The sequence below is a fragment of the Propionivibrio sp. genome, from assembly GCF_017995515.1.
Lineage (GTDB): Bacteria > Pseudomonadota > Gammaproteobacteria > Burkholderiales > Rhodocyclaceae > Propionivibrio.
The window spans coordinates 1-23,585 of record NZ_JAGOIT010000016.1; the positions used below are offsets into that span (position 1 = coordinate 1).

The following is a 23,585-nucleotide window of genomic DNA, read 5'->3' on the forward strand; positions in this document are numbered from 1 at the left end:
AACAACCCACGGCGTCTCATGCGGTTTCTGCCCAGGCTTGAGACCGTGATGCTCGTGTACATCGTCGGCGCTACCGTGGTCATCATCGCCAGCATGCTTCGCATGTGCATCGTGATGGGCGCCGTCAGCATGTGCTTTGCCAAAACGCTCTTCACCGTGGAAGACCAGGAAGTACATGCGGAACGAGTAGAAAGCCGTGATGAAGACGCCGGCCATGACCGAAAAATACGCGAAACCCGAGCCTGTGATGTGCGACAAGGCCACCGCCTCGATGATCGAGTCCTTCGAGTAAAAGCCGGCGAAGAAAGGTGTCCCGATGAGCGCAAGCGAACCAACCAGCGACGTCAACCACGTGACCGGCATGTACTTGCGCAACCCACCCATGTTCCGAATGTCCTGATCGTGATGCATTCCAATGATGACCGAGCCTGCACCGAGGAAGAGCAGTGCCTTGAAGAAGGCGTGAGTCATCAAGTGAAAGATTGCGACGGAGTAGGCTGACGCACCCAACGCAACGGTCATGTAGCCAAGCTGCGATAGCGTCGAATAGGCGACAACCCGCTTGATGTCATTCTGGATCACGCCAAGGAAGCCCATGAACAGCGCTGTGATCGAACCAATGATGATGACGAACGACAAAGCCGTATCGGACAACTCGAACAGGTGCGACATCCGCGCAACCATGAAGATACCGGCGGTAACCATTGTGGCGGCATGGATAAGTGCCGAGATAGGTGTCGGGCCCTCCATCGAATCAGGGAGCCACACGTGCAGAGGGACCTGGGCCGACTTACCCATCGCGCCGATGAACAGGAGGATGCAAATGGCGCTCATCAGCGAAACTGTGCCCCACTCGTAGCCTGGAACCAATGTCAATGTCGCAGTTGCGAGAGTAGGCGCTTGTTCAAACACCGTCTTGTAATCCAGCGTCCCGAAATGCGCCAGGACCAGGCCAATACCGAGGATGAAACCAAAGTCGCCCACACGGTTAACCAGAAAAGCCTTCATGTTGGCGACAATCGCTGTCGGCCGGGTATACCAAAAACCGATCAGCAGGTACGAGACGAGACCGACCGCCTCCCAGCCGAAGAACAACTGCATGAAATTGTTGCTCATGACCAGCATGAGCATGGCAAAGGTAAACAGCGCGATGTAACTGAAGAAGCGGTTGTAGCCCGGATCGTCACGCATATAGCCGATCGTGTAGATGTGAACCATCAGGGACACAAACGTGACCACAAGCATCATGGTTACCGTCAATTGATCGATAAGGAAGCCGACCTGAAACCGGTAATCGCCGGAGGTAAGCCACTCATAGACCGGCCCGTTAAAGGTATTCCCGGCCTTGACATCGTTGAAGATAACGACAGAAAGGACGAAAGCGGTGGCGACCCCGAGGATGGTCGCGGTATGGGCGAGCCAGCGCGGAATCAGCCGACAAAACAGACCCGCAATCGCTGCGCCGACAAGAGGTGCCAGCGGCACTGCCAAGTAAATATTCTGCATTTCCATGTTAGCCCTTCAAGCTGTCCAGATCATCCACATGGATGGTTTTGAGGTTACGGAACAGCACGACAAGAATAGCTAGCCCGATGGCCGACTCGGCGGCAGCAACCGTCAAAATGAAGAAGACGAAGATCTGTCCGGCAAGATCCTGGAGGTAGTGGGAGAAGGCTATGAAGTTCATATTCACCGAGAGCAGCATCAACTCGATGGACATCAAGATGATGATCAGATTCTTCCTGTTGAGGAAGATCCCGACGATGCTAATGGCAAACAGAACGGCGCCGAGTATCAAAAAATGTGACAGTGTAAGCAAAATGCCTCTCCGATTACTTATTAGCGATAGGCTTCGTCAAGCAAAAACTAGCTGTGCGACCTGAAGCTCGTCATCCCGTTAATCACCACCGTTGGTGGATTCGACTACCTGACTCCATTGATCCGTGTTCTATCAGTCGTTGCCTTCCGCCGGCATCTTCAGCACTCGAACGCGATCAGCCGACTTGACGAAAACCTGCTGCGACGGGCTAACCGACTTGCTCTTCCTCTTCCCGCGCAGCGTGAGTGCTACGGCGGCTACGATACCGACGAGAAGGATGACTGAAGCAAGTTCGAACGGATAGACGTAGTCAGTAAACAGTAGGCGCCCGACTGCCTGGACGTTGCTGTAGTCGGCGGCAGCCTGCGGAACGTCTTTCTCGAACCAGTTGAAGAAGCTCCCGCCAAGGACGAGCCCCATCTCGGCGACCATCAGGAGTGCAACAATCGCCCCCAATGGCAAGTAACTCCAGAATCCCTCGCGCAGGCGATCAAGATTGATGTCCAGGAGCATGACAACGAACAGGAACAAGACCATCACCGCGCCGACATAGACAAGAATCAACGCGATAGCAAGAAACTCGGCTTGCAGAAGAATCCATACACCGGCCGCACTAAAGAATGCCAGAACCAGATGCAGCGCAGCATGTACCGGATTACGCAACGTGACAACCCGCAACGCAGCGTAGACCAGGATCGCGGAGAGAAAGTAAAAAACGAACGTCTTGAATTCCATCTTGTCAGCGCCTGTTAGCGGTATTTCGAATCAAGCTCGCGGTCTTCAGCGATTTGCGCCTCGTAGCGCTCCCCATTGGCCAGCAACATCGGCTTGGTGTAGTAGAGGTCGCCGCGCTTTTCCCCGTGATACTCATAAACGCGCGTCTCGACGATCGCGTCGACCGGGCACGCCTCCTCGCAGAAACCACAGAAGATGCACTTGTTGAAGTCAATGTCGTAGCGCGTCGTACGTCTTGAACCATCATCCCGCTCCGCCGACTCGATAACGATCGCCATCGCCGGGCACACGGCCTCGCAGAGCTTGCACGCGATGCAACGCTCTTCGCCGTTGGGATAACGCCGGAGCGCGTGCAAACCTCGGAAGCGAAAGCTTTGTGGTGTCTTTTCCTCGGGATACTGAACGGTGATCTTGCGTGCGAACACGTGTCGCCCGGTCACGGACATCCCTTTAAACAGCTCGCGGAGAAAGAGGCTGTTGAAAATCTCTTTTATCGATCCCATTGGCACTTCGCCTCTCACTTCCAGATATTCCACGGTGACATCATCCAGCAGCCGACAACCAAGAGCCAGACGAGACACACCGGTATAAAAACCTTCCAGCCCAAACGCATGATCTGGTCATAGCGATAGCGCGGAAACGTTGCACGTATCCAGAAGAAGAAAAATATGATGGAAGAAATCTTTGCGAACAACCAGAAGGCGCTGTCAGGCAGGAAGCCGACCGGTGACAACCATCCGCCAAGGAATACCAGCGAAACCATGGTGGAGCAAAGGATCATCGCCGAATACTCGGCGAGCTGGAATACGGCGAAGGCCATGCCCGAATACTCGACGTGATAGCCAACGATTTCAGACTCGCCTTCCGCCATGTCAAACGGCGCGCGGTTCGTCTCGGCGACGATGGAAACCATGTAGACAACGAACATCGGAAGCAGCGAGAGCCAATTCCAAGACAGGAAGCCCAGACCCATGTCGGCAAAGCGCCCCTGTCCCTGCCCCTTGACGATATCGACCAGGTTCAGACTGTTCGAAACCATCAGCACGACAACGAGCGCAAGCCCCATCGCAACTTCGTAGGAAACCATCTGTGCGGCCGAGCGCATTCCGCCGAGAAACGCGTACTTGGAATTCGAGGCCCAGCCCGCCAAAACGATGCCATAGACACCGATTGACGTGACCCCCATGATGAACAGCAGACTCGCGTTCACATTCGCGAGAACCAGGACATCGTTGAAGGGGATAACCGCCCAGGCGACAAGAGCGGGGGCAAACGCGAAGACCGGAGCCAGCAGAAAGACCGACTTATCGGCTCCGGAAGGAATGGTGACTTCCTTGAGCATCAACTTCAGGCCGTCAGCGATCGGCTGAATCAAACCCCACGGACCGACCCGATTCGGGCCGATACGCACCTGCATCCAGCCGATAACTTTACGCTCGCAGAACGTGACGTAAGCGACGATAAGAAGCAGCGGCGCGATGATCAGAATGACCTTGATAAGCGTCCAGACCAACGTCAGCACGTTCTGCCAATTCGAGCCGAAGACGTCCTGGCCGAACTGCATCAGACCGTCGAAGTACGGCATCAAGAACGTCGGCAATAGTTGTTGCAGCGTCTCGACCATCATGCGCGCTCCACCGAAATCACACCGAACATGTCACCCAGCATCGCCGTCATGGCATGGCCCGCCACAACGCGGGCGCAGCCTGCCGGGACAGCATCGTCAACCTCGACCTCGAGAAGTGCCTGTCCGGCATTCTGGGTTACACGCACAGCCCCCCCAACACTCAAGCCCAGATTCTCAATCGTTTCCGCGGCCAACCGCACGGTGGGAACGGCCGAATCCTTCGTCATCTGAAGCGACGCCGCCCGTCGTACCAACGCATCCGAGAAGTAGATCGGCACCTGCGCAATCCTCTGAAGCGAGGCTGATGGTTCGGACTGCTCAAGCACCAGAGGCAAGTCAACAATCGCGTTATTCAGTCCGTCGGCGAATTGCCCCGCACCTGGCATCACCTCGTCTCTCACCTGCTCACTCGACTCGTGGTTGAATCCGGCAAGCCCAAGGAGATTCCCGAGTACTCGCAGAACCTTCCACCCGGGGCGCGTATCGCCAAGAGGTCTCACCACACCGTTAAAGCTCTGAATTCGTCCCTCGGCATTCACGAAAGTCCCGGAAGACTCGGTAAACGGTGCAACAGGCAGCAAGACATCCGCGTACTCGAGCGCTGCGGAATGCTTGTACGGCGACATTGCGACGACCAGCGACGCCTGCTTGAGCGCTTCTGTCGCAAGCAGCGGATTGTGGCAATCCAGGTCGGGCTCGACACCCAGCAGAATGTAGGCTTTTCGCGGCTGGGCGAACATCTCGTAAGCATTGAGCCCGGTTGGCAGTGCATTCACCAAATAGCCGCCAACCGTGTTCGCAGCCTCGGTGATGAATCCCAACCGTCCTCCGATCAGATCGGAAAGCGTCGCTGCAAGTGCGTGAAGTTGCGCCGCGCGAGGATGCTGCTCTGCGACATTACCAAGGAATACCGCCCGCTGTTCGCCATCGACCAGGCTCCGGGCAATCGAGACGCTCGTTGCACAGGGTGCAACCGACTCAAGCCCAACGGGAACTGTAACGCCCTTGACCTCGGCGACAGCCTTGACAATGCCGGCCAGCGTGTCGATCAACTCCGACGGCTTGACCGTCATCTGGGCATGAAGGTTGATCAATGGATCATCGGTAGCCACAGTCAGCAGACTGACCTTGCCCCCCTTCTTCGCAAGCTGGCGCAAGCGCTGCGCGAAAAGCGGATGGTCTTTTCGCAGGAAACTGCCGACGACAAGAACCGAATCCAAGCTCTTGATTTCAGAAAGCTTGAGGCCGAGCCACGGGACACCCTTGAGTTTGGCGTCGGTGGAAAAATCACGCCGGCGAGGACGGAAATCGATATTTCCCGAACCGATCCCGGTCATCAACTTCTTGAGCAAATACAACTCTTCAAGCGTTGAATTCGGTGCAGCCAGCGCAGCGATTGATTCCGGGGAGTGAGTCTTCGCGATGTCCTTTAATGCATGGCAAACGTAGTCGAGTGCGACATTCCACTCAACTTCCCTGAGTGCGCCGTCAACACGGACCATCGGCTTGGTTAATCGATCGGCGGAATTCAGTGCCTCGTACGAAAAGCGGTCCCTGTCCGAGATCCAGCACTCATTGACATCCTCGTTTTCGCGCGGAAGCACGCGCATGACCTTGCCGTTCTTCACTTGCACGGTCAAATTCGAGCCAAGACTGTCATGCGAACTGATCGACTTGCGGCGCGACAACTCCCAACTACGCGCTGAATACCGGAAAGGCTTGGACGTCAAGGCACCGACGGGGCACAGATCAATCATGTTTCCGGAAAGTTCGGAATCAATGGTACGCCCGACGAAAGTTTGGATTTCGGAATGCATGTTCCGATTAGCCATGCCGAGTTCCATTACACCGGCAATCTCCTGCCCGAACCGCACGCACCGGGTGCAATGGATACACCGGGACATCTCCTGCATCGAAATGAGCGGCCCGACATTCTTTTGAAACACGACGCGCTTTGCTTCGTTGTAGCGCGACGCATTACCGCCGTAACCAACGGCCAGATCCTGCAACTGACACTCGCCACCCTGATCGCAAATCGGGCAATCGAGGGGGTGATTGATCAACAGGAACTCCATCACGCCTTTTTGTGCCGTCACTGCCAGATCGGAATGGGTGAACACCTTCATTCCGGCAGTCACCGGCGTGGCGCAAGCCGGTAATGGTTTGGGCGCTTTCTCGACCTGCACCAAGCACATTCTGCAGTTCGCCGAGATTGACAGCTTCTTGTGGTAGCAGAAATGCGGAATGTATGCCCCAACCGCCTGCGCTGCATCCATGATGGTGCTACCCGCGGGCACCTGCACCTGCTTGCCGTCGATTTCAATGTCTAGCATAACGCTACCTTAGACCGATGCCTTGAAGAAGCCGCTTCCCGCGCGTTGCACTTCAAGCGGAACCAGGCACTTCTTGTGTTCAATGTGATAAGCGAATTCGTCGCGGAAGTGCTTGATGAAACTCTGCACCGGCATCGACGCCGCGTCGCCCAGGGCACAGATCGTGCGCCCCATGATATTCGATGTAATGCTGCCAAGCAGACCGAGATCTTCCGGGCGCCCCAAGCCGTTCTCGATTCTATGAACGACTTTGTATAGCCAATTCGTACCCTCGCGACACGGCGTGCACTGGCCACACGACTCTTCGTAGTAAAAGAACGAGAGTCGATCGAGCGCCTTGACCATGCAGGTGCTCTCGTCCATGACGATCACTGCGCCCGACCCGAGCATCGATCCAGCCTTGCTGATCGAATCGTAGTCCATGGTGCAATCCATCATCACATCGCCAGGCAATACGGGCGACGACGAGCCACCGGGAATACACGCCTTCAACTTGCGTCCGCCGCGCATGCCGCCAGCCATTTCAAGCAAGGTCGAGAAGGGCGTTCCGAGTGGTATCTCGTAATTTCCGGGGCGATTCACGTGCCCGGAAACCGAGAAAAGCTTTGTCCCGCCGTTATTGGCTTTTCCAGCGTCAAGATAGGCATCCGCCCCAACGTTCAGGATGAAGGGAACGGCAGCAAAAGTCTCGGTATTGTTGATCGTCGTCGGCTTGCCGAAAAGGCCGAAACTCGCCGGGAACGGCGGCTTGAAGCGTGGCTGCCCTTTCTTTCCTTCAATCGATTCGAGCAACGCCGTTTCTTCGCCGCAGATGTATGCGCCGTAACCATGATGCGCGAACAACTCGAAATCGAACCCTGAGCCGAGAATGCTCTTTCCCAACAAACCGGCCTTGCGAGCCTCTTCAAGCGCCTCCTCGAAGCGTTTGTAAACCTCCCAGACCTCACCGTGAATGTAGTTGTAGCCCCTTGCTGCACCCATCGCATACGCCGCGATCGTCATCCCCTCGATCACCGCATGCGGGTTGAACAGGAGGATATCGCGATCCTTGAAAGTACCGGGCTCACCCTCATCGGAATTGCAGACAACATATTTGTCGCCGGGAAAAACGCGCGGCATGAAGCTCCACTTCAGGCCCGTCGGGAAGCCTGCACCGCCGCGTCCGCGGAGAACAGACTTCTTGATTTCATTGATAACATCTTCTTGCGGAGTCTTGTTCGCAAGGATTTTCTTCAACGCCGAATACCCACCGCGTTTCAGGTATTCGTCAAGTTGCCACTTGTCTTGTCCTTCCAAGCCGACCGTGAGCATCGGTTTGATTGCACCCAGAATCGCCATTATTCGAGCTCCGCCAGCAATTTGTCGATCTGCTCTGGCTGCATGCAACTGCACATCCGACGGTTGTTGACCAGCATTACCGGCGCATCCCCGCAAGCCCCCATGCACTCACCCTCCTTGAGGGTGATCCGACCGTCCGGCGTTGTCTCGTTGAACCCGATACCGAGCTTGTGCTTGAGATACTCGCCGGCATCAACACCGCCAGAAAGCATGCAAGGAAGATTGGTGCATACGGTCAGCTTGTACTTTCCGACAGGCTTGAGGTCGTACATGTTGTAAAAACTTGCGACCTCATAGGCCGCCATCGGCGCCATGCCCAAATAGTTGGCAACGAATTCGATGGCCTCGCTTGGCAGCCAACCCAACTCTTCCTGCGCTATGGCGAGCGCGGCCATGACGGCAGACTGTTTCTGATCGGGCGGATACTTGTTGATCTCGCGATCGATTCTGCTCAGAGATTCAGTATTTAGCATTAACGGTCGATCTCACCAAAAACGATATCAATTGTGCCTACCATCGTGACCACGTCGGCGATCATGTAACCACGGGTCAATTCGTCCATCGACGACAGATGAACATAGCCCGGCGAGCGAATCTTCAAGCGATACGGCTTGTTTGCCCCATCGGAAACGACATAGATCCCGAACTCCCCTTTCGGATGCTCAACTGCCGAGTAGACCTGACCTTCAGGAACGTGAATACCTTCGGAGCAAAGCTTGAAGTGATGAATCAACTCTTCCATGCTCGCCTTCATGCTCGCCCGCGACGGTGACGCCACCTTGTGGTTGTCGGTAATCACGGGACCGGGGTTAACGCGCAACCAGTCGATGCACTGCTTGATGATCCGGTTCGACTGGCGCATTTCCTCGACACGAACGAGGTAGCGGTCGTAACAATCGCCCGTCACGCCAACCGGAATATCGAAGTCGAGCCGGCCATAAACTTCATAGGGCTGCTTTTTGCGCAAGTCCCACGCGATACCCGAACCGCGAAGCATCGGCCCGGTAAAGCCGAGTTGCATGGCGCGCTCGGGCGAGACAATACCGACATTGACCAATCGCTGCTTCCAGATCCGATTGTCGGTCAGCAGCGTTTCGTACTCGTCAACTATCCCGGGGAACCGGCGAACGAAATCATCGAGAAAATCGAGCAACGAGCCGCTGCGCGCTTCATTCAGCTTCTTGAGCTTCGCGCCACTCTTCCACTTCGATTCCTTGTACTGCGGCATGGTATCCGGGAGATCCCGGTAGACGCCGCCCGGACGATAGTACGCCGCGTGCCATCGCGAACCTGAAACTGCCTCATAGCAGTCAACCAGATCCTCACGCTCGCGCATCGCGTAGAGCATCATGGTCATCGCACCGAGATCAAGTCCGTGTGAGCCAATCCACAGCAAATGATTAAGAATCCGGGTAATTTCGTCGAACATCACACGGATGTACTGCGCCCGAACTGGCACCTCGACGCCCAGCATGCGTTCGATGGCCATGCAATACGCATGCTCGTTGCACATCATCGACATGTAATCGAGGCGATCCATGTAAGGAACAGACTGGGCCCAAGTCTTGGTCTCCGCGAGTTTCTCCGTCGCGCGGTGCAACATGCCGATGTGCGGGTCCGCGCGCTGAACAACCTCACCATCCAGCTCAAGCACCATCCGCAGCACGCCGTGCGCCGCCGGATGCTGTGGACCGAAGTTCAGCGTGTAATTCTGAATATCAGGCATTTTCAACGTCCCCGTAATTCTCTTCCCGGACAATACGCGGAGTAACCTCACGCGGTTCAACGGTCACTGGCTGATAAACGACGCGCTGCTGATCCGGGTCGTAGCGCATTTCGACGTACCCATAGATCGGAAAATCCTTGCGGAACGGATGCCCGACAAAGCCGTAATCGGTCAGGATACGCCTCAGGTCCGCATGACCAGGGAATACGATCCCGTACAGGTCGAACGCCTCCCGCTCGAACCAGTTGGCCGAATTCCAGATCGACGCCACGGAAGGAACAGACGGGAAGGCATCGTCAGGAGCAAAACAACGAACCCGGACGCGCCAGTTGTTTGCGACGGAAACGAGATGACTAACGACCGCAAAGCGCTTTCCGCCCCAGTTCCCGTCCTTGTACGTGAGGTAGTCGATACCGCACAAGTCCATCAATTCCTCAAAGCGCAATTCCGGTTCATCGCGCAGCGCGGCCATCACACCCAGGTAATCAGAGGCCGCCACATCGATCGTAACTTCACCAAGGGCCACCTGACGCAATGCTATACGGTCCCCGATGTGCTTTTGCAGATTCGAACTCAGCAGATCAAGCTTGGTGGACATGACTAACTTTCGGAGAAATTAACGAGCGATTGTGCTTGTGCGACGAATCTTGTTCTGTAGCTGAATCAGGCCATAAATCAGCGCCTCAGCCGTCGGAGGACAGCCGGGGACGTAGATATCCACGGGCACAATCCGATCACATCCCCGCACGACCGAATAGGCATAGTGGTAGTAGCCACCGCCATTGGCGCAGGTTCCCATCGATATCACCCAACGCGGCTCGGCCATCTGGTCATAGACTTTGCGCAATGCCGGCGCCATCTTGTTGGTCAGCGTACCGGCAACGATCATCACATCCGACTGACGAGGACTCGGCCGGAAAACAATCCCGAAACGGTCCAGGTCATAACGAGAACACCCCGCGTGGATCATCTCGATCGCACAACAAGCCAGACCAAAACTCATCGGCCACATCGAGCCGGTACGCACGTAGTTGATCAGTTTGTCGGCCGTCGTCGTAATGAAGCCTTCTTGGAGAACGCCATCAATTCCCATCGCTCACTCCCAGTCCAGCGCACCCTTGGCCCAGGCATAAGCGTAACCAACGACCAGAATGACAATAAAAACGAGCATTTCGATAAAGCCAAACACCTTGACCGAATCCGTGCTTACGATTTCGCCAAAGATGGTCGCCCAAGGCACCAGAAAGGCGACCTCAAGGTCAAAAAGGATGAACAGGATCGAGATGAGGTAGTAGCGCACATCGAACTTCATGCGCGCATCTTCGAAAGCCTCGAAGCCGCATTCATACGGCGAAAGCTTCTCGCTATCGGGGCGATGCGGCGCAACCACCATCCCGGTGATAACGGGGGCTATTCCAAATACCAGGCCCACCAAAACAAACACAAAAACCGGGAAGTAGTTTTCAAGCATGATTCGCCACGCTATCGCTCGTATTCAGACGCAGGCCATCACAACAGCGAATGGCCCAACTTGGTGCCGACGATGAGACTCGAACTCATACGACCGAAGTCACTACCCCCTCAAGATAGCGTGTCTACCAATTTCACCACGTCGGCATTTTTTCGTCTGGCGGGGACAAAACGAGGGAACACACAACCTCCCCACCAGAAACTCACAACTAATTCGGAATATCCTTCGCCTTGGAGCCAGTATTTCCAGCATCTCCAGCCTTTTCTACGGCCCCGGAAGCAGGCGTCGATTCTACCGTATCCTGCATCACACTGCCAGTCGTTTTTGGCGCGCTTGAGGCCACATAGGCCAGCAACAGGCTGGTGACGAAGAACACCGTCGCCAACACGGCCGTGGTTCTGCTCAGGAAGTTGGCCGACCCGGTCGCCCCAAAAAGGCTACCGGACGCCCCACTGCCAAAAGCGGCGCCCATATCCGCACCCTTGCCGTGCTGAACCAGCACGAGGCCGATCACACCCAAGGCTGCAAGAATATGGACCACCAGTACTACAGAGAACAGATATTCCATGTCGATTCTTTATTTTGCGCCAGCGCGGCAAATCGCCAGGAAATCGGCAGCAACCAGCGCGGCGCCACCGATCAAACCACCGTCAATGTCGGGCATGCCGAACAGCTCGACTGCGTTACCCGGCTTCACGCTGCCGCCGTAAAGGATCTGCAGACCGCTGGCAACACCGGCATCGGCTTGCGCGATTTGCGCGCGAATCGCAGCGTGCACTTCCTGAGCCTGCTCGGAAGTCGCGGTGCGGCCAGTACCGATTGCCCAGACCGGCTCATACGCAACCACGGCGTTGGCAAACGCGGCAACACCGGCACGCTTGAGGACAGCATCAATTTGCGCGGACACAACATCGACGGTCTGACCGGCCTCACGCTGAGCCAGCGTCTCGCCAACGCAGAGAACCGGCCGCAAACCGGCCGCCAGCGCCGCAGCGAACTTCTCGGCGATGACCGCGTCGGATTCGCCATAGATGGACCGACGCTCCGAGTGACCAACAAGAACGTAACGGCAAGCAAAATCCTGCAGCATCGAAGCGCTGACCTCACCGGTGAAGGCGCCCTGCGCGTGCTCGCTCAAGTTCTGCGCGCCCCACGCGACGACCGTACCGGTCAGAGCGGATTGCGCCTGAGCCAGGTAGGGGAAAGGAACACAAACGGCAACGGATACGCCGTTCAAGTCAGCAGCACCTGCAACGACGTCCTGAAGCAATTGCTGGTTGGACTTCAAACCACCATGCATTTTCCAGTTTCCTGCTACGAGCTTTTGGCGCATAAGGTACCCCGTAAAAAAGTGGGAATTATAGTCAGCCAGGGCCGGACCGGTCAATTGTTCGCGGCCATCACGAAAGTCAGATGGACCCGCGGTCGCCGGCACATGCCGTCCGAGTCTCACGCCCAACCGTGTTGCATTCGTTGTGGGGTCAGGTTACGACGAAACCGCTTCCCGCACCGCGGCCGCGAGCTTTTCAGCTGCCGATTGCACCTTCGCAGAATCGCGCCCCTCGACCATCACGCGCAGCAAAGGCTCGGTCCCGGACGCCCGCAGGAGCACCCGCCCCTCGCCGTTCAGCTCCGTCTCGACCTCGGCGCGCGCCGTGTTGATCATCGGATGATCCTTCCACGGGAAGCCTTTCACGAGCGGCACGTTGATCAGGAGCTGCGGATACAGCGCGAGTTGGCCGAGCAGTTTTCCCGGCTCGCCGCCGTTCTGACGGATGGCGGTCAGCACCTGTAGCGCGGAGACGATGCCATCTCCGGTCGTATGCTTGTCGAGACAGAGGATGTGTCCGGAGTTTTCGCCGCCGAACAACCAGCCCTTTTCGCGCAACATTTCGAGCACGTAGCGATCGCCAACTGCAGCGCGGGCAAACGGAACGTCGAGCTCTGCCAGCGCGTGTTCGAAGGCGAGATTGGTCATAAGGGTACCGACGACGCCCGCGACCGGACCCTGGCGCAAGCGGCTCTTGACGACGGCGAGCAGCAGCTGGTCGCCGTCATACACCTGCCCGGACGAGTCGACCATCATCACCCGGTCGGCGTCGCCGTCAAGCGCGATACCCAGGTCGGCCTGGTTCTCGAGCACGGCCTTGCTCAGGGCACCGGTTGCCGTCGCCCCGACGTCCTTGTTGATGTTCAAGCCATTCGGCTCGGCGCCGATGGCGATCACCTCCGCGCCGAGTTCATGGAAGACATGCGGCGCGATGTGGTAAGCCGCCCCGTGCGCGCAATCGACGACGATCTTCAGCCCGCGCAGATCGAGATCGTTCGGGAAGGTGCTCTTGCAGAACTCGATGTAGCGCCCGGCCGCGTCGTCGATGCGGCGCGCGCGCCCGAGCTCCGACGACTGTACGCAGACGATCGGCGCGTCGATGCCGCCCTCGATCCCGGCCTCGATCGCATCGTCCAGCTTGGTGCCGTGCGCCGAAAAAAACTTGATCCCGTTGTCGTAGAACGGGTTGTGCGAGGCGGAAATGACGATCCCCGCCTGCAGGCGCAGCGCGCGTGTGAGGTAGGCCACCGCCGGTGTCGGCATCGGCCCGACCAGGCAAACGTCGACACCCGCTGCGGCGAAACCCGCCTCAAGCGCAGCCTCGAGCATGTAGCCGGAAATGCGCGTGTCCTTGCCGATCAGCACGGCGGGGCGTTCGCCCGCTTTCAGGTGTCCGCTTGCGCTTTCATGCGCGACCAGCACCTTGCCGGCCGAATAGCCGAGGTGCATCACAAAATCCGGCGTAATCGGCGACTGCCCCACGCGTCCGCGCACGCCGTCTGTTCCAAAGTACCTTCTCGTCATTTTTGATCTCTCCTGCCGAACACACGATGTGCGGTGAAAACCGCCATTGTAATGAACGTCGTTCCGGAAACACATGCCGGACTGGTTTCCGGCAATCGCAACCCGTTAGAATCGCTGCCTCATTTCCCCGAGAGTCCGCCATGTCCGTTATCTTCGGTCTTGACCGCCTGCTTGCCGATCCCGCCTTGCGCAAGCCGCTGGCCGGCAAGCGCGTAGCCCTGCTCGCCCACCCGGCATCGGTCACGACGAACCTCACACACGCCATCGACGCGCTCGCCACGCTTGCTGACATCCAACTCAGCGCTGCTTTCGGCCCGCAGCACGGCTTGCGCGGCGACAAGCAGGACAACATGGTCGAATCGCCGGATTTCGTCGATCCGCGCCACGGCATCCCGGTCTTCAGCCTGTACGGCACAGTCAGGCGACCGACTGCCGGGATGATGGACACTTTTGACGTCCTGCTGATCGACCTCCAGGATCTCGGCTGCCGCATCTACACCTTCATCACGACCCTGCGCTACCTGCTCGAAGCCGCCGCCGCGGCGGGCAAGGCGGTGTGGATTCTCGACCGGCCCAACCCGGCCGGACGGCCAGTCGAGGGGCTGACGCTGCGCCGCGGTTGGGAGAGTTTCGTCGGCGCCGGCCCGATGCCGATGCGCCACGGCCTGACGATGGGCGAACTGGCGCGCTGGTTCATCGCCCGCTTCAGGATCGACGTCGACTGCCGGGTCATCGCGATGGAAGGCTGGCAGCCGGACGCAGCGCCCGGCTTCGGCTGGCCGCTCGACGAGCGCTGCTGGATCAACCCGAGCCCGAACGCGCCGAATCTCTCGATGGCGCGCTGCTACGCCGGCACCGTCATGCTCGAAGGGACGACGCTCTCCGAAGGCCGCGGCACGACCCGCCCGCTCGAACTGTTCGGCGCGCCTGATCTTGACGCGCGTGCCGTGCTCGCAGAGATGCAGACGCTCGCACCCGGCTGGCTCGACGGCTGCATCCTGCGCGATTGCTGGTTCGAGCCGACCTTTCACAAGCACACCGGCACTTTGTGCAACGGGCTCCAGATCCACGTCGACAACGGCCGCTACCGCCACGACGGCTTCCGTCCGTGGCGGCTGCAGAGCCTCGCCTTCAAGGCGATCCGGCGCCTGCAGCCGGACTATCCGCTGTGGCGCGACTTTGCCTATGAGTACGAGCACGACCGCCTGGCCATCGACCTCATCAACGGCAGCCCGTTGCTGCGCGACTGGGTCGACGACCCCGCCGCCCTGCCCGACGACCTGGACCACCTGGCCCGACACGACGAGACAGCGTGGAGCGCGGAGCGCGCTGAATTCCTGCTCTACTGACCGCGCGCGCTCAGAGGCGCTCGAAAATCGCCGCGATGCCCTGCCCGCCGCCGATGCACATCGTCACCAGCGCATAGCGACCTCCGATACGCTGCAACTCGTACAGCGCCTTGGTCGCGATGAACGCGCCCGAGCAGCCGACCGGATGGCCGAGCGCGATCGCACCGCCGTTCGGATTCGTCTTCCCGGGATCGAGGCCGAGGCTGCGCATCACCGCCAGCGCCTGCGCGGCGAAGGCTTCGTTGGCCTCGATCACGTCCATCTGTTCCAGCGTCAAGCCCGCTTTCCTGAGCGCCGCCTGCGTCGCCGGAATCGGCCCTTCGCCCATGATCTCGTTCGGCACGCCGGCCAGCGCGTAGGCGGCGAGGCGGGCAATCGGCCGCTGCCCCGCCCGCGCCGCGACGTCCGCCTCGGCGAGGACGAGGAAGGCGGCGCCGTCGTTGATGCCAGAAGCGTTGCCCGCTGTCACCGTCCCGTCCTTTTTGAACGCCGGCTTCATTTTGGCCAGAGCTTCGAGCGTCGTGCCCGGCCGGCAGTGTTCGTCGGTGTCGAACACGACGTCGCCCTTGCGCGTCTTCACGACGACCGGAACGATCTGCGTGCGGAAACGCCCGTCCGCGATCGCCTGTGCGGCGCGGCGCTGCGATTCGACGGCAAACGCGTCCTGTTCTTCGCGCGAGATGTCCCACTTGACGGCGAGGTTCTCGGCGGTGACCCCCATGTGCCCGACGCCAAAGGGATCGGTCAGCACCGAGACCATCATGTCGATCGCCTGCGTGTCGCCCATGCGCGCGCCGGAGCGCAAGGCCGGCAGCATGTAGCCGCCGCGCGACATGACCTCGACGCCGCCGCCGATCGCATAGTCGCTGTCGCCGAGCAGGATGTTCTGCGCCGAGCTGACGATCGCCTGCAACCCCGACGAGCACAGGCGATTGACCTGCATGGCGACCGAACCCATCGGCAGGCCGGCCTGGATCGACGCGACGCGCGCAACGTAGGGGTAGCGCGCATCGGTCGGGATGCAGGTACCGAGCGTGACGTAGCCGATCCGCCCGGCCTCGGCCGCCGATCGGGCGACGGCCTCGCGCATAACGAGACCGGCAAGTTCCGCCGGTTCGATCCCGGCCAGCGCCCCGCCAAAGGTACCCACTGCGGAACGAACGGCACTCAACACCACGACGTCTCGACCCATTCTGCTCTCCCCCGGAAAATGAACGGTGCCGCCGACCTATCCGCCGACCAGCCCGGCAAACGTGATCAGCAGCATCAGCGACAACCACAGCAGCAAGGCGCGCCAGACGAGTCCGACCGCGCCTTGCATGAAATCGACGTCGGCCGCCTCGCCGATCTCCACCGCGTCGATCACGTCATCTCCGGCCGCGGGCACGCCAAGGCGGACTCCCAAGGCGCCAGCGCCGCTCGCCAGGACGACGCCCGCGCACCCGCCCCGGGCGTTGTCCGCCCAGCGGCCGACCTGGTTTCGCCAGCAATAGACGGCATCCTCGAAGTTGCCGACGATGGCGAAGCCCGCCGCCGTCGCCCGGGCCGGCAGCCAGTCGATGACGGCGAACGCCTGGCGCGAGAAGACGCCGAACGACCCCGCCTCGTCTTCCTCGCGCCGGCCCCAGGTATCGGCAAGGAAGGCGGCCGTGCGATAGAGGACTGCACCGCACGGGCCGGGCAGCAGGATGAAGCAGAGGAGCACGGCGAACACGTGCCGGTGCGAAGCGGCTAGCGCCTCTTCGATCGCCAGGCGCGCCAGGTCGGACGCCGCGAGCCCTTCGGCCGAACACGCGCGCCATTCGCCCAGGGCCTTGCGCGCACGCGGCAGGTCTTCCATGCGCAAGGCAAACTGAATGTTCGTGAAATGATGGCTGAACTGCCGAAAGCCGAGCGTGAGGTAGAGGACGAGGACGTTCCAGAGCCAGGCAAGGGGCGGACTGAGCGCCGCCAGCGAGATATGGACCACGACGGCGACGAGTACGAGCCCGCCGACCGCGACCAGCCAGGCCACGACGCCGTAGCGGTGCTCGCCGGCGTTGAACACGCCCTCAAGCAGGCGCGCCAGCCGCCCGAGCGGCTCCAGCACCGCCTGCCGGTACGGCAAGGGCCGCATCTGCTCGATCAGCAGAACGGCGATCAGTGCAAAAAGTGCCATGCCCATGAGATGACGATCACGCGGCAACGGCCGCTGTTCAGGGAACCGAACGGGCCAAGATACCATAGTTCGATCACGCCGAACGGCGCCGTATCCGGGCTTCGGCGCGCCGCCGGGAAGCGCAAGATCGTCGTTGTCTTTTGCCTTGGGCGCGCCTACCATAGGCCTCAATGTGGTGCATCGGAGCCCTTGAACGGGGCGATCCGGCGCTCGCAGAGGGTGAAGAAAGCCGTGGTCGAATCCTGGCCAATCAAGCGGTATTCACGGTTTTCCTTTGCGCGAATCTGATACCAACCTATGGGACGTTGAACGATGCTGACCGAAGAAGAAATTACCAACGCACGCGCCACCTTGAACGAACTCGAGGTGGAGCACCGCGACCTGAACCTGATAATCGACCACCTCGCCAGCACCCCTTTACCGGAACAGGATCAGCTGCTGATCCACCGCCTCAAGAAGCGCAAGCTCCTGCTCAAGGACAAGATTTACCATCTCGAACGAATGCTCGTCCCGGACGTGCCCGCCTGAGATCCGGGGCCACCTGCCTTTGCGCAACGAAGGCAGGCGCCTGATGCGCGTCGCGGGGGCTAGTCCGAGCGTTTGACCGACGCACCCATGACCAGACGCGTTTTCAGCCGGTGTATCGCCGGAAAGCCGGCACGATCGCCACGCAAGCGCTTCAGCAGCAACGCCGCCGCCGTCTCGCCGATCGCCTGAATCGGCTGCACGACGATGGTCAGCGCCGGTTTGACGATGCGGGCGAGTTGCTGGTTGTCGAAGCCGATGATCGACAGTTCGTCGGGCACGCGAATCGGCGACTCGTTCAGCGCCATGATCGCGCCGAGCGTCATTTCATAGTTCGTGACGAAGACCGCCGACGGCGGGTCCGGGCGCTTGAGTAATTGGTCCATCAGGCGATGGCCGCTCTCCAGGCTGTAGTCGCCCTCGAGAATCAGGTCGTCGGCGATCGGCAGGTCAAAGTCCTCGTGCACGCGCCGATAGCCCCTGAGGCGTTCCTGCGCGGTGTAGACTCCGGGTGGTCCGGCGATGATCCCGATGCGCCGATGTCCGTGATGGATGAGGTGTTCGATCGCGCCGTAAGCTGCGTTCAGGTTGTCGACGAGCACCGTGTCGCAAGCGAGGCCCGACAGCGGACGGTCGATCAGGATGACCGGGAGCGATCGTTCAAGGAAGCGTGCGACGACATCCTCCTGATTGCCGAGCGGCATGTAGATGAAGCCGTCGACCGACTTCTTGGCCAGGAACTCCAGTTTCTCGCGTTCGAGCGCCCTATCCTCGCGATAGTCGCAGATGAGGCTGCTGTAGCCGGCCCGCAGCAGCGTATTCTCGATGTGCGCGACGATGCTCGTGCAGAAGACGTTTTCGAGGTCGGGGATGAGGACGCCGACCGTCATCGTGCGACTCGTTTTCAGGCCGCGCGCGATCTCGTTGACGTGGAATCCGAGGTCACTGATCGCCTGCGCGATGGCCTCCCGGTTCCGCTCCAGCACGTTGCCGCCGTTGATGAACTTGGAGATGGTCGCGATCGAAAGTCCCGTATGTCGGGCGACGTCCTTGATGGTAACTGAAATTCCGGGTGCCTCGCTGTCTGCCGGCTGGACGGACCCGGCGCTCGTCGGCCGGGCCTGCGATGGATTGCCGCCTATGGCTACGCGCCGGCGATCGTCCCGTCCTCGTCCCAGAGATCCGGCCAGTCCTTCGCCGTCGGCCAGAGGAAGACCTGACCCTTGATCAGGCGGCAGTTCCTGTCGATGCCGGCCATCGCCTTCATTTCGTCGTCGGACAGGAGATTCTCGGTCACGCTGCGAATGTTCGCGAGGTAGTTCTTGCGGTGGATGCTGAACGGGATCGGAATCTGCCCGCGCTGCACCGCCCACTTCAGGCAGACGAGCGCCGGATGCACGCCCAGGCGCTTGGCGATGGCGACGACGACCGGGTCTTCGACGTCGACTGTGTCGGTGTCCGTCTTGTCGCGGTCCGGCCGATTCGGCGAGCCGATCGGGCTGTAGCCGATCGGGACGATGTTGTTGTCCAGGCAGAACTGAAAAAGCGCCGGCTGCTGGAAGTGCGGGTGCAGTTCCATCTCATTGACCGCCGGCTTGATCCGCGCGTCACGCAGGATCAGCTTGAGCTTCGGTACCGTCACGTTCGACGTGCCGATCGCCTTCACCAAGCCCATATCGACCAACCGCTCCATCTGCCGCCAGGTCTTCATGTAGTTTTCGTGGATGTACGGCACGGCGTGCGGATCGCGCGAATTGACGCTGACGCCGGTGGCGTGGTGGTTCGGGAACGGCCAGTGCACGAGGAAGAGGTCGAGGTAATCGAGGCGCAGGTCTTTCAGCGTTTTCGCGACCGAGAGCAGGATGTCGCCCTCGCCGTGCATGTTGTTCCAGACTTTGGAGGTAATGAACAGGTCTTCGCGCTTGATGCCGCCGGCGACGGCCTTCTGCAGGCTCTCGCCGATCAGGTGTTCATTGGCGTACACCGACGCGCAATCGACGTGCCGATAACCGACCGAGATCGCGCCGAGCACGGCGGCGGCGACTTCCTCGCCGGAGAAGCGGTCGGAGCCGAACGTTCCGATTCCGATACAGGGAATGCGAGCGCCGGTATGGAGCGTCTTGTAGGGCACACGCGACGGATCGACGCCATCGGCGGCAATCGCGAAGGTCTGATTTTCCATGAATACTTCCTTTCACTGAGAAGCGAAACGTTTCGTTTCAATCATCAAAAGCAAGGACGAAACGTTTCGCGATTTGACTACAAATTGGCAGCGTTCAATCACTGTCGCAGAAAAACCCCGGCGGGAGCGCCGCCGGGAATAGCTTCAATCAAGCCTGAAAGTCGGTAACCGTGACCTTCCGGATACCGCCGTCGCCGTTCTTCATGCGCAGGACGTACTCGGGCGCCTTCGACAGCGGGATGCGGTCGCTGATGATGCCGTCCATCTTGACCGTCCCGCTGCGCATGAGGTCGATCGCCTGGAAGGTGTTCTTGATCGACGTGAAGCTCGAGATGATCTGGATTTCCTCGCGCATGACGCGGAAGTGATTCAGGCGAATCTCGCTGTCGGGGTGCGGGACGCCGAAGATCAGCACCTTGCCGCGCGCACGCACGAAGCGATTGGCCGCTGCGCTGACCAGCATCCCGACGCCGGTCGCGTCGAGCACGCACTCGTAGTGTTTTTCCGGCACCTCACCCAAACCGGCGAACACCTCGCCCAGGCCTTCCTTGGCGGCGTAGTTGCGGCGTTCGTCGAGGCGTTCGAGGTAGTCGACCTGCGCGATGCCGCGCGACTTGAGCACGCGGCCGAGCATCAGGCCAATCGGCCCGGCGCCCATGACCAATGCGCGATCGGACATCTTCGGCGCAAGCATCTCGACGGCGTGCAGCACGCACGACAGGGGTTCAACCAGGGCGCCCTCGGCAAAATCGAGATCGCCGACCGAGAAGACACCGCGTTCGAGAACGACGACGTATTCGCCGAAACCGCCCGGCCGATTGACGCCGGGAACGATCATGTTGCGGCAATAGTGATGATCGCCGCGCAGACATTCCGGGCAGTTGTTGCACGGCACGTTCGGCTCGACCGCGACGCGGTCGCCGACCTTGATGCGCGTGCAGCCCGGTCCGACCTCGACGACTTCGCCGCAGAACTCGTGCCCCGGAATCAGCGGATATGCGCCGGGGAAGCCGCCTTCGAGGATATGCACGTCCGTTCCGCAGATGCCGCTCGCGCGCACCTTGATCAGGACTTCACCCGGCCCCGGCGCAGGTTTGGCCGCATCCTTCACTTCCATCTCGCCCGGGCAATTGATGACTAGCGCTTTCATTGGATATCTTCCCTGGATAAAAAACCGTTGTCCTGATGACGAAGCGTCACTTCCCCGCTGCGAAATACAGATCGAGCACATTGCTCACGCGATCCACCGCCAGATCCATCGGATGCTTACCGAGCCGGCCTTCGCGCACGGCCTGGTACTGCAGCGGCAGGTACTGGCTGATCAGCCCGTCCGGCACTTCCGGCGAAAGATTCTCAAGCAGGCTGTTCAGCGAATCGACCACGTCCTTGTGCCCCAGGTAGTAGCGGGCGCGGTCCGAGTAGCTGAAGGCGATCTTGTAATCCACCTCGTTGGCGCTGCCCGAGTAGTACTTCTCCCAGTACTTCGGATCGGCCTTCATCACGCCGGCCAGCGTCTCGCGGAAGCGCGACGGGTTCGACGGTTTCAGCTCGCGCTCGATACATTCCAGGCTGAACAGCCCTTCGCGCAACGCGTACGTCAGCCACGGCCCGACCTTCAAGATGAAGAAGTGGTTTTGCGCGAGGCGCGCCAGGTTGCAGCCCGATTGATAGTCGGTCGAGTGCGCCTCGTAGGCGAGGCCCGGTTGCCGGTCGATAACGGCCGTCAGCGCAGGCGTCGGCTGGTAGTCATGCACCCTCGCATCGCCGAACTCGACGCCCGGCTGGATGACGAGACCGACGACGCGACTCCACGCGTCGCTCAAGCCATGCGCGAGGAACGTTTCCCGGAATATGCCCAGGGTGCGTTCGACGTCGGCCGGCGACGTGACGTGCATCCCCTCGTCGACTTGCGTGCCGCCGGGGATCGGAACTTCGGTGCCGACGACGTAGATGGGCTTGGTGCCGGAAGCCGCCGCTTCGGCGACCTGAGCCATCTGCGCGCAACGCCGGGCGACGATTTCGTCGCTCAACGGACCGGCGTCGTCGGAACAGACGAAGCTCGCGTCGAGGTGGATCTTGCGATAGCCCGCCTGCACGTAGGAGCGCACGAGTTCCAGCGTCTCCTGCATCGCCTTTTCGGAACCGAACTGCCGCCAAGTGTTCGGCCCGAGATGGTCGCCGCCGAGCAGCACGCGCTCGGCCGGGAAGCCCTCTTCCACGGCGATCTTCCTGACCAGCGCGGCAAAGTCGGCCGGTTTCATGCCGGTGTAGCCGCCGTACTGGTCAACCTGGTTGGACGTCGATTCGATCAACGCGAAGGTGTCGTGGCGCAGCGCCGAGCGGAACGCGGCACGCAGGACCAGCGGGTGCGCCGAGCAGACCGAGACGGCGACACCGCCCTGTCCGCGCCGGTTGCGTTCCAGTTGAGCAACAAATTCGTCGAGTGCATTCATGGCAAACCTCGCAATTAGCGCGCCATTTCCTTGAGGAAGGCGTCGAGTTCGGCAAACGTCGCCGTGCCCTCCATCGGTCCTTTCTTCAGCACCGCCTTGGCGCCGCTGGCGACGGCGTAGCGCATCGCCTCGGCCGGCGTCTTGCCCATCTTGCGGCAGGTCACGAAGGTCGCGCCGAAGCAGTCGCCGGCGCCAGTTGGATCGATTTCCTCGACAGTGATCGCCGGCATTTCGATCTCTTGCGTCGCATCGTAGAAGGTCGCGCCCTTGGCACCGTGCTTGACGACGATTTCCTGGATGCCGCGCCGCAGCAACTCCGCAACTGCCTCCTTTTCGCTGGCCGCGCCGACCAGCAGGGTCACTTCATCGCCGCTCGGCAGGAAGACGTCGGTCAGCGCGAGGATCTTTCCGAGAGCCTCGCGCATCTCGGGAATCGCCAGCATCTCCTTGCGGATGTTCGGATCAAACGAGATCGTCCCGCCCTGCGCCTTGACGATCTGGATGGCCTTGATCATCGCCTCGATGATTTGCGCCGAAAAGAGCGACGAGCCCATCACGTGGAAGTGGGTGCAGCCCTTGAGCACGTTCTCGTCCACCATGCCCGGCGCGAGCTGGCCGGACGCGCTATTGACGATGTTGAAGACGAAATCGCGGTCGCCCGATTCCTTGTAGGTGACGAAGGCGCTGCCGGTCGTGGCGTTCTTCAGCATGGTGATGGTCGACGTGTCGGCGCCGTCCTGCTTCAGGCGGTCGATGTTCACCCAGCCGAAGTCGTCGTTGCCGACGCAGCCGATGATGCCGCAGGGGAAACCGAGCTTGGCGACCTGGTCGAGATAGATCGCCGGCGCGCCGCTCGGATAGGGACCGACCAACGTGCCCGCCTGGCGGAACGATTGTCCGATTCGGGTAGCCATGATCTCGACGAGGATTTCGCCCATGGTCATGATCTTGCTCATTGCTTGCCTCCTGTTGTCGACCTTTCGCCACATCGGCCGGTCGAGGTTATGGTTATTGC

General features: G+C 60.1%; 24 protein-coding genes and 1 tRNA gene. 2 read left to right on the top strand and 23 right to left on the bottom strand.

All coding sequences use genetic code 11. From position 1 onward, the window contains the following. The 16 genes from nuoL to glmM form a co-directional block, all read right to left on the bottom strand. Positions 1–1,512 (bottom strand): NADH-quinone oxidoreductase subunit L (gene nuoL, locus KBA32_RS04210; RefSeq protein ID WP_294355753.1); only part of this gene is annotated, 1,512 nt, incomplete at its 3' end. Position 1,513: 1 nt separating this feature from the next. Beyond that, positions 1,514–1,822 carry an NADH-quinone oxidoreductase subunit NuoK gene (gene nuoK / locus KBA32_RS04215; protein WP_367113742.1) on the bottom strand — a complete coding sequence of 103 codons (309 nt, stop codon included), beginning with the start codon at positions 1,820–1,822 and terminating at the stop codon, positions 1,514–1,516. 129 nt (positions 1,823–1,951) lie between these two features. Further along, positions 1,952–2,554: an NADH-quinone oxidoreductase subunit J gene (locus KBA32_RS04220; protein WP_294355759.1), complete on the bottom strand. Its 603-nt coding sequence runs from the start codon at positions 2,552–2,554 to the stop codon at positions 1,952–1,954. 14 nt (positions 2,555–2,568) lie between these two features. Then, entirely contained in the window at positions 2,569–3,057 is a 489-nt protein-coding gene (nuoI, locus tag KBA32_RS04225; RefSeq protein ID WP_294355870.1) for an NADH-quinone oxidoreductase subunit NuoI, read from the bottom strand. 14 nt (positions 3,058–3,071) lie between these two features. Beyond that, the gene (gene nuoH / locus KBA32_RS04230) at positions 3,072–4,118 is read right to left on the bottom strand and encodes an NADH-quinone oxidoreductase subunit NuoH (protein ID WP_294355874.1); all 1,047 of its coding nucleotides are present in this window, start codon (positions 4,116–4,118) and stop codon (positions 3,072–3,074) included. A 59-nt stretch (positions 4,119–4,177) separates the two neighbouring features. Further along, positions 4,178–6,514, bottom strand: a complete 2,337-nt coding sequence (gene nuoG, locus KBA32_RS04235) for an NADH-quinone oxidoreductase subunit NuoG (protein ID WP_294355762.1) — start codon at positions 6,512–6,514, stop codon at positions 4,178–4,180. A 9-nt stretch (positions 6,515–6,523) separates the two neighbouring features. After that, positions 6,524–7,852, bottom strand: coding sequence for an NADH-quinone oxidoreductase subunit NuoF (nuoF, locus tag KBA32_RS04240; protein ID WP_294355878.1), 1,329 nt, complete (start codon positions 7,850–7,852; stop codon positions 6,524–6,526). Further along, positions 7,852–8,325 carry an NADH-quinone oxidoreductase subunit NuoE gene (nuoE, locus tag KBA32_RS04245; protein ID WP_294355764.1) on the bottom strand — a complete coding sequence of 158 codons (474 nt, stop codon included), beginning with the start codon at positions 8,323–8,325 and terminating at the stop codon, positions 7,852–7,854. The genes nuoF and nuoE overlap by 1 nt, the downstream gene beginning before the upstream one ends. Then, positions 8,325–9,578, bottom strand: a complete 1,254-nt coding sequence (locus tag KBA32_RS04250) for an NADH-quinone oxidoreductase subunit D (protein WP_294355766.1) — start codon at positions 9,576–9,578, stop codon at positions 8,325–8,327. The genes nuoE and KBA32_RS04250 overlap by 1 nt, the downstream gene beginning before the upstream one ends. After that, on the bottom strand, positions 9,571–10,176 hold the full coding sequence (locus KBA32_RS04255) for an NADH-quinone oxidoreductase subunit C (RefSeq protein ID WP_294355769.1): 606 nt from the start codon (positions 10,174–10,176) through the stop codon (positions 9,571–9,573). Before KBA32_RS04255 ends, KBA32_RS04250 begins: the two co-directional genes overlap by 8 nt. An 18-nt stretch (positions 10,177–10,194) precedes the next feature. After that, on the bottom strand, positions 10,195–10,671 hold the full coding sequence (locus KBA32_RS04260) for an NADH-quinone oxidoreductase subunit B family protein (RefSeq protein ID WP_294355771.1): 477 nt from the start codon (positions 10,669–10,671) through the stop codon (positions 10,195–10,197). Between the two features lie 3 nt (positions 10,672–10,674). Then, positions 10,675–11,049: an NADH-quinone oxidoreductase subunit A gene (ndhC, locus tag KBA32_RS04265; protein ID WP_294355775.1), complete on the bottom strand. Its 375-nt coding sequence runs from the start codon at positions 11,047–11,049 to the stop codon at positions 10,675–10,677. 61 nt (positions 11,050–11,110) lie between these two features. Beyond that, positions 11,111–11,195 (bottom strand) — tRNA-Leu (locus KBA32_RS04270). Between the two features lie 62 nt (positions 11,196–11,257). Beyond that, positions 11,258–11,617: a preprotein translocase subunit SecG gene (gene secG / locus KBA32_RS04275; protein ID WP_294355777.1), complete on the bottom strand. Its 360-nt coding sequence runs from the start codon at positions 11,615–11,617 to the stop codon at positions 11,258–11,260. A gap of 9 nt (positions 11,618–11,626) precedes the next feature. Continuing rightward, positions 11,627–12,382 carry a triose-phosphate isomerase gene (gene tpiA / locus KBA32_RS04280; protein ID WP_294355778.1) on the bottom strand — a complete coding sequence of 252 codons (756 nt, stop codon included), beginning with the start codon at positions 12,380–12,382 and terminating at the stop codon, positions 11,627–11,629. Positions 12,383–12,535: 153 nt separating this feature from the next. Next, positions 12,536–13,903 carry a phosphoglucosamine mutase gene (gene glmM, locus KBA32_RS04285; protein ID WP_294355781.1) on the bottom strand — a complete coding sequence of 456 codons (1,368 nt, stop codon included), beginning with the start codon at positions 13,901–13,903 and terminating at the stop codon, positions 12,536–12,538. Between the two features lie 140 nt (positions 13,904–14,043). Between glmM and KBA32_RS04290 the strand changes: the two genes are divergently transcribed. Next, on the top strand, positions 14,044–15,252 hold the full coding sequence (locus KBA32_RS04290; RefSeq protein WP_294355783.1) for a DUF1343 domain-containing protein: 1,209 nt from the start codon (positions 14,044–14,046) through the stop codon (positions 15,250–15,252). A gap of 10 nt (positions 15,253–15,262) precedes the next feature. Here the strand turns inward: KBA32_RS04290 and KBA32_RS04295 are convergent, their stop codons facing one another. Beyond that, entirely contained in the window at positions 15,263–16,444 is a 1,182-nt protein-coding gene (locus KBA32_RS04295; protein WP_294355785.1) for an acetyl-CoA C-acyltransferase family protein, read from the bottom strand. Positions 16,445–16,480: 36 nt separating this feature from the next. Then, positions 16,481–17,416, bottom strand: coding sequence for a CobD/CbiB family protein (locus KBA32_RS04300; RefSeq protein WP_367113740.1), 936 nt, complete (start codon positions 17,414–17,416; stop codon positions 16,481–16,483). Positions 17,417–17,722: 306 nt separating this feature from the next. Between KBA32_RS04300 and KBA32_RS04305 the strand changes: the two genes are divergently transcribed. Beyond that, positions 17,723–17,938 (top strand): DUF465 domain-containing protein, encoded by a 216-nt coding sequence (locus KBA32_RS04305; protein WP_294355788.1) that lies wholly within the window; start codon positions 17,723–17,725, stop codon positions 17,936–17,938. A 59-nt stretch (positions 17,939–17,997) separates the two neighbouring features. Here KBA32_RS04305 and KBA32_RS04310 read toward each other — a convergent pair whose 3' ends face one another. The 5 genes from KBA32_RS04310 to KBA32_RS04330 all read right to left on the bottom strand — a co-directional run bounded on the left by KBA32_RS04310 (position 17,998) and on the right by KBA32_RS04330 (position 23,526). Beyond that, entirely contained in the window at positions 17,998–19,173 is a 1,176-nt protein-coding gene (locus KBA32_RS04310) for a LacI family DNA-binding transcriptional regulator (RefSeq protein WP_294355883.1), read from the bottom strand. Then, positions 19,080–20,117: an aldo/keto reductase gene (locus KBA32_RS04315; protein ID WP_294355791.1), complete on the bottom strand. Its 1,038-nt coding sequence runs from the start codon at positions 20,115–20,117 to the stop codon at positions 19,080–19,082. The genes KBA32_RS04310 and KBA32_RS04315 overlap by 94 nt, the downstream gene beginning before the upstream one ends. 148 nt (positions 20,118–20,265) lie before the next feature. Next, positions 20,266–21,267 (bottom strand): alcohol dehydrogenase catalytic domain-containing protein, encoded by a 1,002-nt coding sequence (locus KBA32_RS04320; protein WP_294355794.1) that lies wholly within the window; start codon positions 21,265–21,267, stop codon positions 20,266–20,268. Between the two features lie 46 nt (positions 21,268–21,313). Next, positions 21,314–22,570 carry a class II D-tagatose-bisphosphate aldolase, non-catalytic subunit gene (locus KBA32_RS04325; protein ID WP_294355797.1) on the bottom strand — a complete coding sequence of 419 codons (1,257 nt, stop codon included), beginning with the start codon at positions 22,568–22,570 and terminating at the stop codon, positions 21,314–21,316. Between the two features lie 14 nt (positions 22,571–22,584). After that, positions 22,585–23,526 carry a sugar kinase gene (locus tag KBA32_RS04330; RefSeq protein ID WP_294355802.1) on the bottom strand — a complete coding sequence of 314 codons (942 nt, stop codon included), beginning with the start codon at positions 23,524–23,526 and terminating at the stop codon, positions 22,585–22,587. Positions 23,527–23,585: the final 59 nt, after the last annotated feature.

Coding starts and splice junctions, on each gene's coding strand:
- KBA32_RS04220 (WP_294355759.1), bottom strand. CDS start 2,554: ATGGAATTCAAGACGTTCGTTTTTTACTTTCTCTCCGCGATCCTGGTC.
- nuoI (WP_294355870.1), bottom strand. CDS start 3,057: ATGGGATCGATAAAAGAGATTTTCAACAGCCTCTTTCTCCGCGAGCTG.
- nuoH (WP_294355874.1), bottom strand. CDS start 4,118: ATGCAGTTCGGCCAGGACGTCTTCGGCTCGAATTGGCAGAACGTGCTG.
- nuoG (WP_294355762.1), bottom strand. CDS start 6,514: ATGCTAGACATTGAAATCGACGGCAAGCAGGTGCAGGTGCCCGCGGGT.
- nuoF (WP_294355878.1), bottom strand. CDS start 7,852: ATGGCGATTCTGGGTGCAATCAAACCGATGCTCACGGTCGGCTTGGAA.
- nuoE (WP_294355764.1), bottom strand. CDS start 8,325: ATGCTAAATACTGAATCTCTGAGCAGAATCGATCGCGAGATCAACAAG.
- KBA32_RS04250 (WP_294355766.1), bottom strand. CDS start 9,578: ATGCCTGATATTCAGAATTACACGCTGAACTTCGGTCCACAGCATCCG.
- KBA32_RS04255 (WP_294355769.1), bottom strand. CDS start 10,176: ATGTCCACCAAGCTTGATCTGCTGAGTTCGAATCTGCAAAAGCACATC.
- KBA32_RS04260 (WP_294355771.1), bottom strand. CDS start 10,671: ATGGGAATTGATGGCGTTCTCCAAGAAGGCTTCATTACGACGACGGCC.
- ndhC (WP_294355775.1), bottom strand. CDS start 11,049: ATGCTTGAAAACTACTTCCCGGTTTTTGTGTTTGTTTTGGTGGGCCTG.
- secG (WP_294355777.1), bottom strand. CDS start 11,617: ATGGAATATCTGTTCTCTGTAGTACTGGTGGTCCATATTCTTGCAGCC.
- tpiA (WP_294355778.1), bottom strand. CDS start 12,382: ATGCGCCAAAAGCTCGTAGCAGGAAACTGGAAAATGCATGGTGGTTTG.
- glmM (WP_294355781.1), bottom strand. CDS start 13,903: ATGACGAGAAGGTACTTTGGAACAGACGGCGTGCGCGGACGCGTGGGG.
- KBA32_RS04290 (WP_294355783.1), top strand. CDS start 14,044: ATGTCCGTTATCTTCGGTCTTGACCGCCTGCTTGCCGATCCCGCCTTG.
- KBA32_RS04295 (WP_294355785.1), bottom strand. CDS start 16,444: ATGGGTCGAGACGTCGTGGTGTTGAGTGCCGTTCGTTCCGCAGTGGGT.
- KBA32_RS04300 (WP_367113740.1), bottom strand. CDS start 17,416: ATGGGCATGGCACTTTTTGCACTGATCGCCGTTCTGCTGATCGAGCAG.
- KBA32_RS04305 (WP_294355788.1), top strand. CDS start 17,723: ATGCTGACCGAAGAAGAAATTACCAACGCACGCGCCACCTTGAACGAA.
- KBA32_RS04315 (WP_294355791.1), bottom strand. CDS start 20,117: ATGGAAAATCAGACCTTCGCGATTGCCGCCGATGGCGTCGATCCGTCG.
- KBA32_RS04320 (WP_294355794.1), bottom strand. CDS start 21,267: ATGAAAGCGCTAGTCATCAATTGCCCGGGCGAGATGGAAGTGAAGGAT.
- KBA32_RS04325 (WP_294355797.1), bottom strand. CDS start 22,570: ATGAATGCACTCGACGAATTTGTTGCTCAACTGGAACGCAACCGGCGC.
- KBA32_RS04330 (WP_294355802.1), bottom strand. CDS start 23,526: ATGAGCAAGATCATGACCATGGGCGAAATCCTCGTCGAGATCATGGCT.